The following is a 17,737-nucleotide window of genomic DNA, read 5'->3' as shown; positions in this document are numbered from 1 at the left end:
GCTTGANNNAAGAAAGCTAACCGATGTNNNAAGGCGCTTATTTTGGTTGATGGGCAGCTTGTTCCATCTAACCAAGATAAAGTCTCTAACGCGCTCTAAGTATAGGAAAAGTAACTCATTTACACCNNNATTAACGTGCGGCAGACTTTGCTTAATGTTTGTATTAATAAGGGTGCAAGCGCTATTGCCTGTTTTCGGTCATAACCTCAAGCAACGCCGATATCACACCAAATAGATTTATTTAAAACGTCTTGTGCGTCTAGCTGCTACTGCCTTACGTTTGCGTTTTTCTATTGGTGTTTCAAAGTGCCGATGATATTTCACATCAGCTAATATCCCAGCTTTGGAAACCTGGCGTTTAAACCGACGCAAAGCTGAGTCTATTCCTTCGTTCTCTCCTAGAACCACCTGGGTCATTCTTCTCTTTTCCTCATCATCAATAGTTTCCATTCTAATATTACCCTCAACCTTAGTAAAACCCCTCTGAGCTAAAGTCATGATTAAGAGGCTATTCGTCCGGTTGAGGCGGGTTATGTGTACTTCTATCTCGTAAAATCGGTACTTAACTAAAAGTTAATCTAAGTGTCCTAATGCACTCTCAGAACCAATAGAGAGGATGGGGAAATTATAATGCTAAATTTTTCTGACTGTACTCTGAATAGGGTAATAATGTAATCTTAGTTACTAAGATATATGATAAAAACAGATTTTAAAAGTTTATTCTGCCCTCATTTAGTAATTTATATCCAGTTGCTAATGCTGTAAAAGCAATTATGAAATTCCATAAGCTAGTAGGCTTTAAAATAACTCCACCGCTTAAGAAAACTAGTACTATGCCAATGCCTAGAAAAATCCATCCTAAGTTACCAGTTTCTCTTTGAAAAAAGACTAATGCAAAGATACCTATCATCGTTGCTAAAACTGAAGCTGTAGCAGGTAAGCTACGGTAAAAATATGAATAGTAACCGCTAACAAATATGATGTTTTGACCAAAAAAGTATAATCCGGTGAAAAGTAGAATTAAACCTATAAGTTTGATTAACAACCTGCCCATACATAATATTTTGATGTTTTTAATGGTTCAAGCCAATTTTTATCCGATTATAGTGGGGTTTTTAATTCTTGCCAAATTTTTACCTTCATTGAATTTTATTTGCGTAAATATACTTAAAATAAATCCAGACTGTCTGAAAATGCCAGTACAAGTAAAGTTGATTACATCAAGTAGTCCTTGCCAGCGTTTTATCAAGGTGCTTTAATAGCGATGTCTGACGACAAGAAGCAGAGCTTCTACGCATTCTGCAAAATAGTCTCACTTAGAGAATATGTACAAAATTTGCAGCGACTCGACATCGCTGCTGGTGTTGATAAAATTACAAACTCAAAACATTAAACTCAAAGATATGACAAGCTAGTAGCATATCTTTGACACTAAATTCTCCCCAAAGCTGAATAGGAGCATACATGGAGCCAATTATTGCTATAGTTTTAGCCCTTATAGGTTATGCATTAGGTTCTGCAAAACTGATTAATCAAGGAAATGAAGCCCTAGTGGAACGCTTAGGGCGGTATCATCGCAAACTTAAGCCGGGGCTGAACTTTATTGTTCCCTTGGTAGATCAGATTGTAATGGAAGATACTACACGAGAGCAGTTTACAGACATCAAACCTCAGAATGTAATCACCCAAGATAATATTTACGTAGAAGTGGACGCTATTGTATACTGGCGTATTCGAGATATTGAGAGAAGCTTTTACGCGATTGAGGATCTCCAAGGGGCATTAACACAGATAACCACAACTACGCTCCGAGAAATCATTGCCCAAAATACCCTAGAGCAGACCAACGTCTCTAGAGCAGAGATGGACTCAGCTATCCTAGATCAGTTGAATCATATAACGGCAGATTGGGGAGTTGAGATTCTCCGGTTAGATATTCAGAGAATTACTCTACCTGAGAGTGTGCGAAAGTCTAGGGAAGAAGAACAAGCCGCCGTCATCAAAAAACGGGCACTGATTACCGAAGCAGAAGGGGAAAAGGAAGCTGCAATTAAGAAAGCAGAAGGAACTATGGCTTCAGTGCAAATCATTTCTCAAGCTCTACGTGCCAATCCCGATAGTAGAGACATTCTGCGGTATCTCGTGGCTCAAGATTATGTAGATGCTAGCCAAAAACTTGGTGAGAGTAGTAATGCCAAAATTGTCTTTGTAGACCCAGCCAATTCAACTGACATGTTTCAGGAGTTGATAGCCGAGTCGGTAACTCAAGAAGGTAACGGCAAAAAAATTGAAGAACGCTAATATCTAACAATCAGGCTGTGCGGCTTGTCTGAATAAGGCATCGGCTACTAGTGAAACATCGCGCATTTCTTGAACATCGTGAACTCGGAGGATATCAGCGCCATTAAAAATAGCAGCACAACAAGCTGCTGCCGTTCCCCAAACTCGTGCTTTGGGATCTGGTTGATTTAAAATGCGACCAATAAAACTTTTACGAGATGCTCCTACCAAGATAGGACAGTCGAGTGGTGCGAGCGATCGCAAGCCGCGAAAGATTTCTAAATTTTGCTCATAGTTTTTAGCAAAACCAATACCAGGATCGATAATAATTTTTTCTAGGTCAATACCCGCAGTAGTTGCAGCCTCAATTTGCCGAGCCAAAAAACTATAAATCTCACCGAGCAAATCTTGATAATCGGTCTGTTGTTGCATTGTCTGTGGTGTTCCCCGGATGTGCATTAAAATCATCGGCACACCTAATTCTGCGACTGTTGGCAACATTTCTGAGTCAAAAGTGCCGCCAGAAATATCATTAATAATATCTGCTCCAGCTTCTACAGATGCCTTGGCGACAGCAGCACGGGTTGTATCTACAGAAATCGGGACTGAAATCTCTGGTCTTAACACCTGTAATACCGATAGTACCCGGTCAAGTTCCTCCGCCAGAGTTATTTGCTTTGCCCCTGGTCGAGTTGATTGACCGCCCACATCGATGATGTCAGCACCAGCAGCCACCAGTGCTTGCGCCTGTATTAAAGCGGCAGAGGAAGTGTTAAACTCACCCCCATCACTAAAGCTATCGGGCGTTACATTTAAAATGCCCATCAAATAAGTCCGCTGTCCCCAATTGAAACAGCGTCCTCGAATTATCAAGTTCCTTGGCATAAAACAGGAGTCAGAATGGGCTAAACGCCCCGCTACCGCTAACAGGAGTCAGAATTCAGAATACTCCATCCCTTCAGGTGTGGAGTATCAACTCTTGAAAAATATTTTAATTTTCTTTCGCCCACAAAGAGCAATCTTTTTAAGCAATATTCATAACCCAGTCGTACAAAATTCAATTCTGAATTCTGACTACTGAGTTCTGAATTCTTCTTATCTACATTAGGCATTCCCATGCTCTGCATGGGAACGAGAAAAAAGCACATCACACTGATTTAAAATTCACAATCCGAGCGAAACTCTCAGGTTCTAGACTTGCTCCTCCTACGAGGACACCATCAATTTCTGGTTGAGCCATAATCTCATCAATATTATTCGGCTTGACTGAACCGCCATATTGAATTGAGACATTTGGATTAGTCAACTTGCTACGAATTAAGCCAATTATTCGATTAGCTTCTTCTGCTTCACAAGTGTCACCAGTACCAATGGCCCAAATCGGTTCATAGGCAATCACCAAATTATCCTGATCGATATCTACCAAGCCTTTGTCGAGTTGGAGAGCAATCAGTGATTCAGCTTCTCCCGCATCTCGTTGTTGTTTGGTTTCGCCAACACAGAGAATTGGAGTCAACCCAAACCTTTGAGCAGTTCGGAGGCGCAGATTAACGGTGGCGTCCGTTTCCCCAAAATATTGCCGTCGTTCGCTATGACCGACAATCACAAAGCGTACACCGCTTTCTGTCAGCATCGGGCCAGAAATCTCACCCGTATAGGCTCCATATTCTTCCCAATGGATATTTTGTGCCCCCAGTTGGATGAGGCTACCGTGCAAGGTCTTGGACAAAACACTTAAATCAGTGAAAGGAGGACACAATATCACTTCTCGCCCTTGGGGGGTTTCTTCTAAGTGGGGCAGAAATCCTTGTAAAAACTCCTGGGTTTCTGCCTGGGTTTTGAACATTTTCCAGTTGCTAGCAATAACGATTTTCCGCACAGGTAATTTAGTCAAGATCCTAACGCGTTATATTTAGATGCATTTTTCAGTTTATGACTTTTTGTTAGCCATTAGTCACTTGTACTGAGCGAAGCCGAAGTATTGGTCATTGGTCATTAGTTATTTATTATTCTCCCCCGCTCCCTGCTCCCCTGCCCCCCTCCTCCCTAATCTGCACAAACCTCTGTTAAAAATAACTAGGATAAGAGACAGGGCTAATTTAAAAATCCCAAATTTCAAATCTAAAATTGACATGACTTCGACATTGCCCGTGCCTGAACCTCATCAAAGCGATTCTGCTAACCCTGACGCAAATTCTCTCAGCTGGGAGGAAGAATTGGATAGTGCTATTTTCAGTTTTGAAGACATTCAGACGGAACTGAACTATAAACAAGCACAAACAGCGTTGCGAAACTTGGTAGCCAATCTCGACCTTACTCCCCAAGAAAAAACCGGGTTAGAGACGGAAATTGCTGAGTTGGAAACCATGCTGGGAAAGTTAGACCGCATGGTAGTGCAGATTGCGACTTTTGGCATGGTGGGACGTGGGAAGTCTTCTCTACTCAATTCTTTGGTTGGGCAAACGGTATTTGAAACTGGGCGCTGCACGGTGTCACCCGTACTGCCCAAACAGTTAATTGGAGTATTAGCGAGGAGATGATTGGGGAAACTGAACGTGCTTTGCGTGTCACTCTCCCTGGTGTAGGTCAATCTCAAGTGGAATTAATTGATACTCCGGGGTTAGATGAAGTAGATGGTGCAACCCGCGCCGCCTTAGCTGAACAGATTGCCAAACAAGCAGATTTGATTTTGTTTGTGATCTCTGGCGACATGACAAAGCTGGAATACGCCGCCCTTTCTCAGTTGCGGGAAGCAGGTAAACCGATCATTCTGGTATTTAACAAAGTAGACCAGTATCCAGAAGCAGACCGGATGGCAATTTATCACAAAATCCGGGATGAAAGGGTGCGGGAATTACTTACACCTCTAGAAATTGTCATGGCTGCGGCATCGCCATTGGTGAAGACAGCAATTCGTCGCCCTGATGGTACGAGGGGCATACAGTTACGTACAGGGAATGCCCAAGTCGAGGAACTGAAGCTGAAAATATTGGAAATTTTGCATCGTGAGGGTAAAGCCTTGGTTGCCCTCAATACTATGCTTTATGCCGATATTGTAAATGAGCAGTTGATAGAACGAAAACTAATGATTCGGGAACAGAATGCCAATCAGTTGATTTGGAAGGCTGTGATGACTAAAGCATTAGCGATCGCACTCAATCCTGTAACTGTGGTAGATATTCTGAGTAGTGTGGTAATTGATATTGCTCTAATTTTGGGTTTATCTAAACTCTATGGCTTCTCGATGACCGAAGCTGGGGCTGTACAATTGCTACAAAAAATTGCCCTGAGTATGGGCGGTATCGGTGCTAGTGAATTGTTAGCAAATTTAGGCTTGAGTGGATTAAAAACTTTACTTGGGATCTCTGCAACAGCTACGGGTGGCATTGCGCTAGGCCCTTATATATCGGTAGCAATTACCCAAGGAGGAGTAGCTGGTGTTTCTTCTTACGGTATTGGACAAGTTACCAAAGTTTATTTAGCAAATGGCGCAACTTGGGGGCCTGATGGGTCGAAAGCAGTAATTAATCGGATATTGGCAAACTTGGATGAGACTTCAATTCTTAACCGGATTAAAGATGAATTACTCCACAAAGTAAAACTCAAAAAGTGATGCATCAATAAGCTTTGGTTAGCCATATTTATGCTTATATTTGATTCGTCAAGAAAAGCTTAAGGTGTCATTCGCTTTACCATCAGACGAATCAATGAGCCATAAATCATTGCTTCACTTAACTCTGTGTACAACTCATAATCCTTACTCAAACGCCGAAATCGATTGCGACATCTAATTTGTGAATGTACAGGTGTGCTACCAACTGCGCTATGACCCCTTAGAGAATGTTTTAAAAGGGTCTTTTGCTCTCATAATTAGCACAGCCAAGCATTTAAGTATATAGCGAGAACCTTAGTTTTTCGTTGTACTTACCGTAGTCCAGAAGGCAAAAATTATACTTTTTGGTACTTTGAAAACATCTTCTTAAAATCAGGTATATATAGTTACTGAGTTATTATTACTTTGTCAAGCTTTCTGGAAACTAAATTTTAAATATCTCTTCTAGCACTCAGCACTCTCTAGGATACTTGCAACAAATAGGTCATACAATGCCCCATCAAAAAGTAAACTACTAACATGGCAGCAGCAGCCAGAGCAACCAATGTACCAGCCAACATTAGAGAAAATTCTTTACTCTCGTAGGCTTTTTCCATTAAGTGCAGCGACCACGCTACCAGGGCTACATCAAAAAGCAAAATAGGAAGCAACATATTTCTTAATATTTGTTAATACTTGTAAAATAATATTAACACCCTTTTCAGGAAGTGTGTCTAACCTTAGATGGATGTCATTAAATGGGGAATGATGGATCAAGATAATGTTCTGACTGGCACGTTGCGATCGCGCAAGTAACTTTTAATTTCTGCTACGCTTAATTGTCCGTAATGTAACAGTGATGCAAGTAATGCGGCTTCAGCTTTGCCTTGGGTTAGGGCAGTGTAGATATGTTCACAATTACCTGCACCACCAGAAGCAATAACTGGAATTTCTACAGCATCGGCAATTGCTCGTGTGATCTCAATGTCATACCCGGCTTGGGTTCCATCCGCATCCATACTTGTGACTAGCAGTTCTCCGGCCCCCGTTTTTCAACTTCCTGCGCCCACAATAGGGCATCTAAGCCCGTATTTTCTCTGCCACCCCGCACATACACATCCCAACCTGGATTTTCCGGGTTATTTCTGCGTCTGGCATCAATAGCAACAACTATGCACTGATTACCAAAGCGATCGCTGGCCCGATTAATCAAGTCTGGATCACGCACCGCCGCAGAATTAATACTAACTTTATCTGCGCCCGCTCGTAACAAAGCTTTAACATTTTCTAAGGATTGAATGCCACCACCTACAGTCAATGGAATAAAGACCTGTTCAGCAGTGCGGTAGACCACATCTAAAATTGTAGCTCGGTCTTCATGAGTAGCTGTAATATCCAGAAATACTAACTCATCAGCACCTAGCTTCGTTGTAAACCTTGGCCAGCTCTACCGGATCGCCTGCATCTTGGAGATTAACAAAGTTAACTCCTTTTACAACCCGTCCCGCCTTCACATCTAAGCACGGTAAGATTCTTTTAGATAACATAATAACTTTTGTACTTCTGGGTAAATGACCGGAATTTAAATTTTAAATTGGCGCGGGTATTCTCAACCGAAAATTTTCATGGGTATTGGGTATGGGGCAGGGAGGCAGAGGACAAGGGGACAAAGAGAATTGGGGACAAGGGTCTAACTTTTGTCACCCTGCCTCCCCTGCTCCCATGCCCCTCTGCCTCCCTGCCTCCCCCACTCCCTAGTCCCTTATAAAGTAGATAGCTGAATTATGGCGATAATCTCATCGAAAAAACAGCCTCCAGAACCCAACGGAGAACCAAAACAGCGTCGAGAGTCGGCGAAAGCACCATCCACAGAAAATATTTTGAAGCCTGAAGCTGCTATTGATGAGCAAGAACAGCAAGAAGAAGGTATTCGACCACACCGATTTGCTGATTACATTGGGCAAAAAGATTTAAAGGATGTGTTAGATATTGCCATCAAAGCAGCCAAGTCTCGTGGTGAGGTACTGGATCACTTGCTGCTGTATGGGCCGCCAGGATTGGGCAAAACCACAATGGCAATGATTTTAGCATCGGAAATGGGGGTAAATTATAAAATTACCAGTGCGCCAGCCCTAGAACGTCCACGAGATATTGTTGGGCTACTGGTGAACATGAAACCAGGAGATATCTTATTTGTGGATGAGATTCATCGCCTCTCACGGATGACGGAGGAAATTCTCTATCCAGCAATGGAAGATTATCGCTTAGATATTACTATTGGTAAGGGTTCTAGCGCTCGGATCAGAAGTTTGCCGCTATCAAAGTTTACCCTAGTAGGGGCTACAACCCGTGTGGGTGCTTTAACTTCACCACTGCGCGATCGCTTTGGTTTAATTCAAAAACTCCGATTTTACGAAGTTGACGAGCTGACTCAAATTGTACTGCGAACCGCTCAATTACTCAAAACCCCGATCACAGAAGATGGAGCCACAGAAATTGCCTGTCGTTCCCGCGGAACACCACGTATTGCTAATAGGTTACTAAAGCGTGTGCGTGATTATGCGGAAGTAAAAATATCTGGGGAAATTAATGAAACCATTGCATCCGAAGCATTGCAACTATTCCAAGTAGATCCTTGCGGTTTAGATTGGACAGATCGCCAAATGTTAAGTGTGATAATTGAACAATTTAACGGCGGGCCCGTAGGTTTAGAAACAATGGCAGCAGCTACAGGTGAAGATACTCAAACAATTGAAGAGGTGTACGAACCTTACCTCATGCAAATTGGGTATTTAACTCGGACTCATCGTGGAAGGATGGCGACTAAGGCAGCATATAAGCATTTGGGATTCACGCCGCCTAATGAACAGTTGTCATTATTGTAATTATGGGGGTTGGGCAAAACAGTGCTGAGTAATGAGTTAGGAGTTAGGAGTTAGGAGTTAGGAGTTAGGAGTTAGGAGTTAGGAGTTAAAAGTTAGGAGTTATTCTCCCTTCTGCCCCACTCAGCACTCTTGAGGGGCATTGGGCATTGGGCATTAGGCATTGATACTCGTAAATGAGCCTTTGAACTCCATTCCTCTGCCCCATACTCAATGACAAATGACAAAGAACAAATTAGGTAAACCTAGATGATTAAATTGATTGGTATTTTTCTCAGTCTGTTACTTGTGTTTGGCTGGGGTACTCCAGTTATGGCACAATCTCAGCCGCCCATTACTCAAGAACAGTTAAAACAAGGTGATGAGTGGGCAAATCAAGCGTTTATAGCGACGAATCAAGGTGACTTTGCTACGGCTGAAACTTACTGGACAAAGATTATTGAGCAATTTCCTACGAATGCCGGGGCGTGGAGTAACCGGGGAAATTCGCGGGTGAGTCAGAATAAATTGCCAGAGGCGTTGGCAGATTATAACAAAGCCATAGAACTAGCACCAAATGTCACCGATCCATATTTAAATCGGGGTGCGGCGTTGGAAGGGATGGGAAAATGGGATGATGCGATCGCAGATTATAATCATGTCTTAGAACTCGATCCTAACGATGCGATGGCATATAACAATCGCGGCAATGCCAAAACAGGTTTAGGAAAATGGGAAGATGCGATCGCAGACTATAAAAAATCTAATGAGATAGCCCCAAATTTTGCCTTCGCCCGTGCTAACTACGCCCTCGCTCTGTATGAAACTGGTCAAAAAGAGCAAGCAATCCGCGAAATGCGAAATATCGCCCGTAAATACTCCAAGTTTGCTGATGTGCGTGCCGCTCTCACAGCTGCATATTGGGTAAATGGAGAACAAGGTGAAGCCGAAAGCAACTGGGTAGCAGCTTATGGACTTGATAGCCGCTACAAGGATATCGACTGGGTAAAAAATATCCGCCGNTTGGCTCCCAGCCTAGTTACAGCTTTGGATAAGTTCTTGAAAATCAAGTAGAGGCGTTTATCATGACTCATTTTGGTATCATCTGTCCTGGTGCAGCAACCGGCCCCCTCAACACCATGCTTCCCTTGGGACAGGAACTTCAACGGCGTGGGCATCGCGTCACCTTCTTTGGCTCACTCGATACTCAATCTAAGGTACTGGCAGCAGGAATAGAATTCCAAGCAATTGGTGAAAAAGATTTTATTCCTGGCTCAACAGCAGAAACCTTTGCTAAATTGGGTCAACTGCGTGGATTGGCTGCGTTGCGATACACTATTGACCTGCTGAAGCGTGTTTCATCTGTGACACTCCAAGAGGCTCCAGCAGCAATTAAAGCAGCAGGCGTAGAAGCTTTGCTAGTAAACCAAAGTTCAGTAGAGGGAGGGACAATTGCCGAGTTTCTGAAAATTCCTTTTATTACTGTATGCAGCGCCGTGGTGCTGAATCGAGAACCTAGCATTCCTCCTTTTTTCACAACTTGGAACTATAACCCATCTGGGTGGGGACGCTTACGCAACCAAATGGGTTACACGTTACAGAATAACGTCGTCAAACCACTTCAAGATTTGATCAATGAATATCGTCGAGAGTGGAAATTACCCCTGTACTCTAGTCTTAAAGATAGTTACTCTCCACTTGCTCAAATAAGTAATGCACCTGCTGAGTTTGAATTTCCCAGAGAAGAATTACCTCCTTGGTTCCATTTCACGGGAAGCTATCATACTTCAGCCAGTCGAGCAACTGTTTCTTTCCCTTATGAAAAATTGACAGGGAAACCATTAATTTACGCTTCGATGGGAACATTGCAAAACCGTCTGATTTGGGTTTTTCAGACTATTGCTTCAGCTTGTGAAGATTTGGATGCTCAGTTAGTGATTTCTCTGGGGGGTTCTGCTAAACCAGAATCACTACCACACTTGGCAGGAAATCCTTTAGTAGTTGAGTATGCACCTCAATTAGAAGTGCTGGAGAAAGCCACCCTCATGATTACTCATGCGGGAATGAATACAACAATGGAATGTCTCAAAAAAGGAGTGCCAATGGTGGCGATTCCAGTTGCTAATGACCAGCCAGGAGTAGCAGCGCGGATTGCTTGGACAGGGGCGGGTGAGCTTATCACTCTCAAAAAACTGAATGTTCCCCGATTGAAAAATGCTATCAAGCGGGTGTTGGCAGAAGAATCTTATAAACAGAATGCGCTCAGATTACAAGCAGCTACTCTCGCGGCTGGGGGGGTAAATCGAGCGGCTGATATTATTGAGCAGGCCGTATCTACAGGTAAGCCTGTCTTGGCTTAAACAAAGTAATAACGATATTTCTCAGTTTTTATAGTAACTGTAGAATTTGGCGCTAAATAGTAGTTAGTAATACCTTAGAGAATGCAATGGAAAAATTGAAATATACCACTAAAAGCGAAACAGATAGGGTATTTAGCGTATTTGACACTTTCAAACAAGATGCTGAAGATACTAAAGACTCTCGTACAAATGATGTCATAAGTGCTAAAGAGCCAGTTCTAACAATGTCCTCTCTTGGACAGTTTGGGCGATTCGGTAATCAGCTATTCCAGTATGCTTTTCTGAGAATCTGTGCAAAAAAAAATGGAGCAAGAGTAGAGTCTCCTCCTTGGATTGGACAAACTCTCTTTGGTCATAAGGATGCCCCCATTTCCAAGCGCTTACCTCCTGCAATTGAGTCCTGCAATTTTAGAGAAAGTTTATTTGAGATTATTCCAGAATTTATCCCTTATCTTGAAAAACTTGCTGATGCGAAAAGTTCCTATGTGGGTTCAGAAGCTCTAGAAGAGGGTCTTGCTAACGTCGATATCTGGGGTTTCTTCCAATTACCAACCCATTTACTAGCGCCATACAAAGAATACTTTCGTTCGCTCTTCCAGCCCGTTCAGGAGCTAAAAATTCCGTTGGTCAATACTCTAAATATTCTCCGTTCTAAAGGTAAAACAATCATTGGAATTCACTTACGCCGAGGTGATTATATTGCAGAGGTTAGGGCTAGTTTTACGTTAGTATTTCCTGCAAAATGGTATTGTGAATGGCTAGATGAGATATGGGAAAACTTAGAAGAACCGATTCTCTTTCTTTGCAGCGATGATATCGACAGCATTCTTCCAGAATTTGAAAAATTTTCTCCTGTGACTTCGAGAGATTTGGATGTAAATTTGCCAGAAGAAATGAAAGAGTTAAATATAGAGTTCTACATAGACTTTTTCATGTTGAGCAACTGTGACATAGTATGTATTAGCAATAGCGTCTTTAGCTTTGCCGCTTGTATGCTTAACGAGGGTGGAGAAACTTTTATCCGTCCCCATTGGGATTTTTCTACAAAGTTCATAGCTTTTGATCCTTGGAATAGTGAACCACTGTTACGGTTAGGGGGTAAAGAACCTAAATTCTTCAAAAGTTTGGTTGATATTTTGTATGTTACATATATCACCCAAGGGATATGGATAATGCTCAAATCCATATTTATCTATGTTCCTAAGAGCCGGATCAAAGGGTTGCAACTTCGAGCATACTTGGGTTACCAAATCCAAGGTATTTTAGGTATAGTTAAGAGCTTATTGTATACATTAGGTTGGGATTCTTTATGGAAAAAACCGGGTTTACTTAGCTCTAAATAGTACAGTTTTTTGCTCATCTTTGAGAATTAATTAAGCTGCATTAAAAAGGGCTTATATGGATCACAGCAAGGTAGGCGAGGCAAGTCGAGCCATTGATATTATTGAACAACTCGTTACTATATAGGCAAACCTGTTTATCTAGTCAAACATAAAATGCTATGTGCGATCGCTCCCACCCCATGCCATCACATTCTCTCACTCTTCACGCTAAACTAGAACTTGTCTGCAAAACAGACTGATTTTGCTGGCGTTTCCCCTTTACCACCATCTTCACACCACCTGCTGGGCTAAATAGCAAACCCTTACGTACTGGTTGCACAGGTTTACTATCAGCCAGTTCCATCTTCCAGTGAGACAGCACTTTTGCCAACACCAATTTCATCTCAAACAAGGCAAATGCCATACCAATACAGCGACGGTTGCCGCCACCAAAGGGTAAATACTCATAAGGAGAAAATTGCCGTTCCAGAAAACGCTCTGGCTTAAATTGCTTCGACTCAGGATATAAATCTTCTCGATGATGGGTCAAATAAATAGAGGGATTGAGCAAAGTACCAGGTTCAAAGTTGTATTCTCCAATTTGTAGCGGTGATTTGACCACTCGATTTAGTGCCGATATCGCCACTGGGTAAAGGCGTAGGGTTTCAGAACAGACAGCATTCAAATAAGGCAATCGGAAAATAGCGTTTGGATCTGGTTGTTCACCCAACTTATCTAGTTCTTGCAGCAGTTTTTCACGCACCTGTGGTAGATGATGAATCCAGTACAGGGCCCATGATAAGGAAGTTGCAGTAGTTTCGTGACCCGCCACTAATAGCGTCATCAGTTCATCACGTAATTCCAAGTCTGTCATCGGCTCTCCCGCCTCATCACGAGCAGCCATCATCAAAGATAGAATATCAGTCCGAGATGGATCGGGTTGTGCTTTGCGTTCTTGAATCTGGGCGTAGATGAGTTGATCGATTTGCTGCCGTAAACGCAAGTATTTTCCCCAAGGACTCCACGCTCCTAAATCCCGTCGCATTGCTGGGAAAAGAAGCAGAATTGTTCTTAATATGGGGATTTTGGGATTTAGGATTGTAATTAGGAGTTCATTGAGTTTTTCATAACGTGGCCCATCTTCTAGACCAAATACAGCCTTCAAAATCACTTGGAAAGAGATTGCTTGCATAGAAGGCAGAACTGCAAAGGTTTCTCCAACCTGCCACTGATTAATCACTTGCTGAGTGATGTCGCGGATTAATTCACCATAAGCTAGCATTCGTTCCCCATGTAAGGGTGGTGTCAATAGCTTTCGTTGTCGCTGATGAGGCTTTCCTTCCAACGCCAGTAGTGATTGGCGTCCTAATAAAGGCGATCTAATCCCTGCTGGCTCACCAGAGTCTAACTGTTTTGGATCTGTAGTAAAAATCTGCTGAATCGCTTGGGGATTGCTAATGAAAACTTGAGCAGGAGAATTTTGTCCTAGCTGAAGGGTGAAGATATCACCATAACGTTTAGCACAGTCTTCTAGGTATTCTAAAGGATTAGTCAGCCATTGATACGTCTGTACCCAAGGGTGAGTTTGAGGGCCGTTAGGCAGTTTAAGTGCAGACATTTTTATTAATCTCCCAATGATTAAAGCAAGATTGTTATCAGTCAGTCATTCATGCACCCGTAGCTTGATTAATCTTAGACCACAAATTGGGGAGATGAACTCACCAAAAACTTGGGTCTGAAGCCCCGTCCTTTGAAGACGAGCTTTTTATCATCGGTGACAGGACTTTAAATGAGTAATGAGTAATGAGTGGATGAAAAATGGGTATTTACTCATTACTCATTACTTATTACTTATTACTCCAGAATCACCGACCCTTCAGGGCAGTGAGTATGTCAACAATTTTTGAATCTGTCTTGGAGTCAATTCCTGCACATTACGCAAAACTACTGCTGCTCCTGCTGCTATTAGTGTCTCACTGTATGCATCACTACGCGCTGCTGTTTCCTGGACATGGGGCGGTAAAACGCCTACACCAATCCAAGGGCGAGAAGAATCTAGACTCCGCGCTTTCTCGACGGTATACATATCTGCTACCGTATCTCCCACATACACGATCGCTAATCTTTCCTCAATTCCATTATCTAACTCCCGAACTGTAGCGAAAAGTCCCGTAGGATCAGGTTTCCCCGGTGCATCTTCCATCGCAATCAACACTGGAGATGCCAAACCCAGCCGTTTTTCTAAGACGTAGTTCGCAGAAGCACGAGTTGCACCACTAAAAAATCCCCATGCAATCCCCGCTTCGGTAAGTTGCTCTAAATAGCTGGGTTGCAATAATAAAGGTTCATTACAGATATACCCAGTAAAATTATTTGGGTCAGGGCCGCGGTAACTGGATTGAAAAAANGCAACGATCGCAGTGTAATCTAGTTGCAGTTGTTCACGGCTCTGTTTTTGGGTTTCAAAGTAGCGGTAAATTAATTCCTGTGATGCTTCCCAATCGTTATTCCACACGCCTTCAGACTTCAATTGGTCAATATCCAGTGGGGTTGGACGATATGCTTGGGTAGTAAAATATTCTACGGTATCTGCGATCGCCCGGCGATAGGAACCGCTAACATCGCGCACAACGCCATCAATATCGAAAACAACGATCGCTTTTGTAGAAGTGAGTTGAGTCATGGGGTAGGAAGCAAAAGAGTTTTAAATTATCATAATGCGCTTAGGCACTTGGTACTTAGCACGGGCTAAACGCCCCACTAACGCTAACAGCGCTCCTGAATGTTTGGTCATTTGATAGGGTATTGCGTTAAAATAAGCGATCGCTATCCTTGTTAAATAATGCCCGGAAATTCCCGGAGGTGTGATTGACCAAGTTTATTTTGAAAATTTTGTGGTTAGACGAGAACGTTGCTCTCGCAGTGGATCAAGTTGTAGGCAAAGGCACCAGTCCCTTGACTAAGTACTTTTTTTGGCCCAGAAATGATGCCTGGGAAGAGTTAAAAAAGGAATTAGAGTCCAAACATTGGATTACTGATCTGGATCGGGTTGAGTTGCTTAACAAAGCGACAGAAGTGATTAACTACTGGCAAGAGGAAGGCAGAAACCGTCCAATGGCAGAAGCTCAGTTGAAATTTCCAGAAGTTGCCTTTACAGGTAGCGCTTGATATTACAAAATTAGCTATTGTCCTGTTCTACAAGCTGCCACAGTTTGATAGTCTTGTCCCGGCTGCCGCTTGCAATTAATTGTGTAACTTTGCTCACAGCAACAGCAGATACTGTGTCTACATGACCAGAGAGAGTAACAATCTCTTCTGCTGTGCTTACCCTCCAAAGTTTAACTGTTTTGTCGCAACTTGCACTTAGGAGCGTTTCGCCATCGGCAGTAAAAGCCACAGCCACCACAGACCAAGAATGGCCTACAAGTGTGCAAATTAGCTGACCCGTGTTTACCTCCCATAACTTAATAGTGTTATCATCACTACCCGTCGCCAAAATTTTCCCATCGGGACTAAAAGCGACTGTCAAAACCGCCCATGCATGACCCGAAAGGGTGCTTAACAAGCTATAGCATGGGCGGTTTTGAAATTCTCTTGGGGAACCTTCTATCTGCCACAAGCGAATTGTTCTGTCATAACTAGCGCTAGCTAAAAGCTGTCCTTGGGGACTAAATGCTACTGAATTTACCTGTAATTGGTGTCCAGTTATGGTGCAAATTTCTGTGCCAGTATTGACATCCCAAAGTTTGATTGTCTTATCCCAGCTACCACTAGCGAGAATCTGCCCATCTGGACTAAAAGCAACTGATTTTACCGCGTGTGAGTGTCCCAAGAGGGTGCAGATTTCTTTTAATGTCTCAATCTGCCACAATTTAATAGTTTTATCATCGCTAGCAGTTGCCAGAATTTGACCATCAGGACTGAAGGCAACTGATTTTACAGCTTGGGAATGTCCTGATAAGCTAGCTAGGACTTTTTTATTATTTAAATCCCACAACTTGATGTTTTTGTCATCACTACCACTGGCTAAAGTGTGACTGTCTGGACTAATGGCAATGGTATTCACCCTACTCAACGCACCAGAATCTCCACTTAGAGTATGCAAGCATCGCCAAGGAGGAGTTGGTAATTTAAAATTTTGAGTTTTACATTCCATACCCATTGCTTGCATAACTTCATCAGCCGATTGAAAGCGACGGTTAACAGCGTTTTGCAGCAGCTTGTCGAGGATTTGGGACAAGCGTAGACTTTTTGAGTCTTGTCGCCAGACATCGCTAACTTTGGTAGTAAGATATTGTTGCCAGACCCAACAATCATTTGCAATATCATATAAATCAAAGGGAGAAATCTGGGTCAGTAAGTAAATACAAGTTACACCCAAGCTATATAAATCACTCGCAAAAACCGCTTTTCCTCTTGTTTGTTCTGGTGCAGCATATTCTGGACTGCCGATACTGGTTTCAGATGTTAAGCGATCGATTTCTGTAATAATTTTCGCAGTGCTAAAATCAACTATGAAAAAATCCCCCTTCTTGCTAATTGGGGATCTACGGATGATATTTTGGGGTTTGATATCGCGGTGGATAATCTTGCGATCGCTCATAAACTGCAAAACTGGCAACACATCTTCTAACAGTTGCCAAATCTGAGTTTCATTAAAAGCGCCTTCTTCTTCAACCACCTGAGCTAAATTAGTGCCTGCAATAAACTCCTGCACTAAATAAAAATGCCCGTTATGCTGAAAATAATTTAATAAAGCGGGAATTTGGGGATGCTTTCCTAATTCCTCTAGCTTGTGCGCCTTTTGCTGAAAATTTTTAAATGTTTCGGATTCCAGCAATAATTCTTGCACAACGCAAGGAATTGGAGGAAACTGGCCTTCATCTACAGCGAGGAAGGTTTTACAGAATCCCCCTTTACTAATCTGCTTGATTAAACGATAACGTTCTTGTAAAAGCAAAATTTCTCCGCCATATTTACAGGGTAGGCTTTCCGGCTTATATCATGTCCGCTTGATTGCTTATTAAACCCGAAGAACCCCACCCCGCCAAAGCTGTGCTTTGTCTCCCCTCCCCGCAGGCGGGGAGGGGGTTGGGGGTAGGGTTATTTTATTATGGGTAATTTGGCGGACATGATATTACCCCACAATAAAATATCGTTTTAAATTACGTTTATCGTAGTAGCAAGCGTTCTAGAGTTGCCCTCATCCCCTAACCCCTTCTCCCAACATGGGAGAAGGGGAATTGGAGAATTTGCTCCCCTCTCCCAATTTAGGGGCTGGGGCTGAGGGCAAAACTCATGCAGCCAAGAGTTTTAGCTTAA

At 42.6% G+C, this 17,737-nt stretch carries 14 protein-coding genes and 3 pseudogenes; 7 read left to right on the top strand and 10 right to left on the bottom strand.

The annotated features are described in order from the left end of the window. Positions 1 to 237 precede the first annotated feature (237 nt). Together rpsU and QUD05_RS32845 are read right to left on the bottom strand one after the other, a co-directional pair. Entirely contained in the window at positions 238 to 417 is a 180-nt protein-coding gene (rpsU, locus tag QUD05_RS32850; RefSeq protein ID WP_069073049.1) for a 30S ribosomal protein S21, read from the bottom strand. A gap of 292 nt (positions 418 to 709) precedes the next feature. After that, complete coding sequence (locus tag QUD05_RS32845; RefSeq protein ID WP_104905479.1) at positions 710 to 1,054, bottom strand: hypothetical protein; 345 nt, start codon at positions 1,052 to 1,054, stop codon at positions 710 to 712. 410 nt (positions 1,055 to 1,464) lie between these two features. Between QUD05_RS32845 and QUD05_RS32840 the strand changes: the two genes are divergently transcribed. Next, positions 1,465 to 2,301 (top strand): SPFH domain-containing protein, encoded by an 837-nt coding sequence (locus QUD05_RS32840; protein WP_289799700.1) that lies wholly within the window; start codon positions 1,465 to 1,467, stop codon positions 2,299 to 2,301. A 3-nt stretch (positions 2,302 to 2,304) separates the two neighbouring features. Here the strand turns inward: QUD05_RS32840 and folP are convergent, their stop codons facing one another. Both folP and tpiA read right to left on the bottom strand, forming a co-directional pair. Further along, complete coding sequence (gene folP, locus QUD05_RS32835) at positions 2,305 to 3,165, bottom strand: dihydropteroate synthase (RefSeq protein WP_289799699.1); 861 nt, start codon at positions 3,163 to 3,165, stop codon at positions 2,305 to 2,307. A gap of 262 nt (positions 3,166 to 3,427) precedes the next feature. Next, complete coding sequence (gene tpiA / locus QUD05_RS32830) at positions 3,428 to 4,159, bottom strand: triose-phosphate isomerase (protein ID WP_502911445.1); 732 nt, start codon at positions 4,157 to 4,159, stop codon at positions 3,428 to 3,430. Positions 4,160 to 4,412: 253 nt separating this feature from the next. On the opposite strand from tpiA, the pseudogene QUD05_RS32825 reads away from it, so the two are divergent. After that, positions 4,413 to 5,893, top strand: a pseudogene (locus tag QUD05_RS32825) (GTP-binding protein). Between the two features lie 59 nt (positions 5,894 to 5,952). Here the strand turns inward: QUD05_RS32825 and QUD05_RS32820 are convergent. The 3 genes and pseudogenes from QUD05_RS32820 to hisF all read right to left on the bottom strand — a co-directional run. Then, a pseudogene (locus QUD05_RS32820) lies at positions 5,953 to 6,060 on the bottom strand (IS5/IS1182 family transposase); the annotation flags it as partial. 294 nt (positions 6,061 to 6,354) lie between these two features. Beyond that, a complete protein-coding gene (locus QUD05_RS32815; RefSeq protein ID WP_094348875.1) occupies positions 6,355 to 6,546 on the bottom strand; it encodes a hypothetical protein in 192 nt (63 codons plus the stop codon). Between the two features lie 99 nt (positions 6,547 to 6,645). Then, positions 6,646 to 7,419: pseudogene (gene hisF, locus QUD05_RS32810) on the bottom strand (imidazole glycerol phosphate synthase subunit HisF). A gap of 237 nt (positions 7,420 to 7,656) precedes the next feature. Between hisF and ruvB the strand changes: the two are divergent. From ruvB to QUD05_RS32790, 4 genes are all read left to right on the top strand, one after another. Continuing rightward, complete coding sequence (ruvB, locus tag QUD05_RS32805; protein WP_289799697.1) at positions 7,657 to 8,757, top strand: Holliday junction branch migration DNA helicase RuvB; 1,101 nt, start codon at positions 7,657 to 7,659, stop codon at positions 8,755 to 8,757. A gap of 246 nt (positions 8,758 to 9,003) precedes the next feature. Then, positions 9,004 to 9,807: a tetratricopeptide repeat protein gene (locus QUD05_RS32800; RefSeq protein WP_289799696.1), complete on the top strand. Its 804-nt coding sequence runs from the start codon at positions 9,004 to 9,006 to the stop codon at positions 9,805 to 9,807. Between the two features lie 11 nt (positions 9,808 to 9,818). Then, positions 9,819 to 11,093 carry a glycosyltransferase gene (locus tag QUD05_RS32795; protein WP_289799695.1) on the top strand — a complete coding sequence of 425 codons (1,275 nt, stop codon included), beginning with the start codon at positions 9,819 to 9,821 and terminating at the stop codon, positions 11,091 to 11,093. Between the two features lie 86 nt (positions 11,094 to 11,179). After that, a complete protein-coding gene (locus QUD05_RS32790) occupies positions 11,180 to 12,436 on the top strand; it encodes an alpha-1,2-fucosyltransferase (protein ID WP_289799694.1) in 1,257 nt (418 codons plus the stop codon). A gap of 202 nt (positions 12,437 to 12,638) precedes the next feature. On the opposite strand, the gene QUD05_RS32785 is transcribed toward QUD05_RS32790, so the two are convergent. Together QUD05_RS32785 and QUD05_RS32780 are read right to left on the bottom strand one after the other, a co-directional pair. Further along, positions 12,639 to 14,033, bottom strand: coding sequence for a cytochrome P450 (locus tag QUD05_RS32785; protein ID WP_289799693.1), 1,395 nt, complete (start codon positions 14,031 to 14,033; stop codon positions 12,639 to 12,641). Positions 14,034 to 14,291: 258 nt separating this feature from the next. Beyond that, entirely contained in the window at positions 14,292 to 15,098 is an 807-nt protein-coding gene (locus tag QUD05_RS32780) for a TIGR01548 family HAD-type hydrolase (protein ID WP_289799692.1), read from the bottom strand. A gap of 185 nt (positions 15,099 to 15,283) precedes the next feature. Between QUD05_RS32780 and QUD05_RS32775 the strand changes: the two genes are divergently transcribed. Beyond that, complete coding sequence (locus QUD05_RS32775) at positions 15,284 to 15,583, top strand: 30S ribosomal protein PSRP-3 (protein WP_094333099.1); 300 nt, start codon at positions 15,284 to 15,286, stop codon at positions 15,581 to 15,583. Between the two features lie 10 nt (positions 15,584 to 15,593). On the opposite strand, the gene QUD05_RS32770 is transcribed toward QUD05_RS32775, so the two are convergent. Beyond that, entirely contained in the window at positions 15,594 to 17,375 is a 1,782-nt protein-coding gene (locus QUD05_RS32770; protein ID WP_289799691.1) for a serine/threonine-protein kinase, read from the bottom strand. Positions 17,376 to 17,737 lie beyond the last annotated feature (362 nt).

It is taken from the genome of Nostoc sp. GT001 (genome assembly GCF_030382115.1).
GTDB lineage: Bacteria > Cyanobacteriota > Cyanobacteriia > Cyanobacteriales > Nostocaceae > Nostoc.
This window is presented reverse-complemented; position numbering and strand designations above follow the sequence as displayed.

Excerpts from the sequence above, each read along its gene's own strand:
- rpsU (WP_069073049.1), bottom strand. The coding sequence starts at position 417 with ATGACCCAGGTGGTTCTAGGAGAGAACGAAGGAATAGACTCAGCTTTG.
- QUD05_RS32845 (WP_104905479.1), bottom strand. The coding sequence starts at position 1,054 with ATGGGCAGGTTGTTAATCAAACTTATAGGTTTAATTCTACTTTTCACC.
- QUD05_RS32840 (WP_289799700.1), top strand. The coding sequence starts at position 1,465 with ATGGAGCCAATTATTGCTATAGTTTTAGCCCTTATAGGTTATGCATTA.
- folP (WP_289799699.1), bottom strand. The coding sequence starts at position 3,165 with ATGCCAAGGAACTTGATAATTCGAGGACGCTGTTTCAATTGGGGACAG.
- QUD05_RS32815 (WP_094348875.1), bottom strand. The coding sequence starts at position 6,546 with ATGTTGCTTCCTATTTTGCTTTTTGATGTAGCCCTGGTAGCGTGGTCG.
- ruvB (WP_289799697.1), top strand. The coding sequence starts at position 7,657 with ATGGCGATAATCTCATCGAAAAAACAGCCTCCAGAACCCAACGGAGAA.
- QUD05_RS32795 (WP_289799695.1), top strand. The coding sequence starts at position 9,819 with ATGACTCATTTTGGTATCATCTGTCCTGGTGCAGCAACCGGCCCCCTC.
- QUD05_RS32790 (WP_289799694.1), top strand. The coding sequence starts at position 11,180 with ATGGAAAAATTGAAATATACCACTAAAAGCGAAACAGATAGGGTATTT.
- QUD05_RS32785 (WP_289799693.1), bottom strand. The coding sequence starts at position 14,033 with ATGTCTGCACTTAAACTGCCTAACGGCCCTCAAACTCACCCTTGGGTA.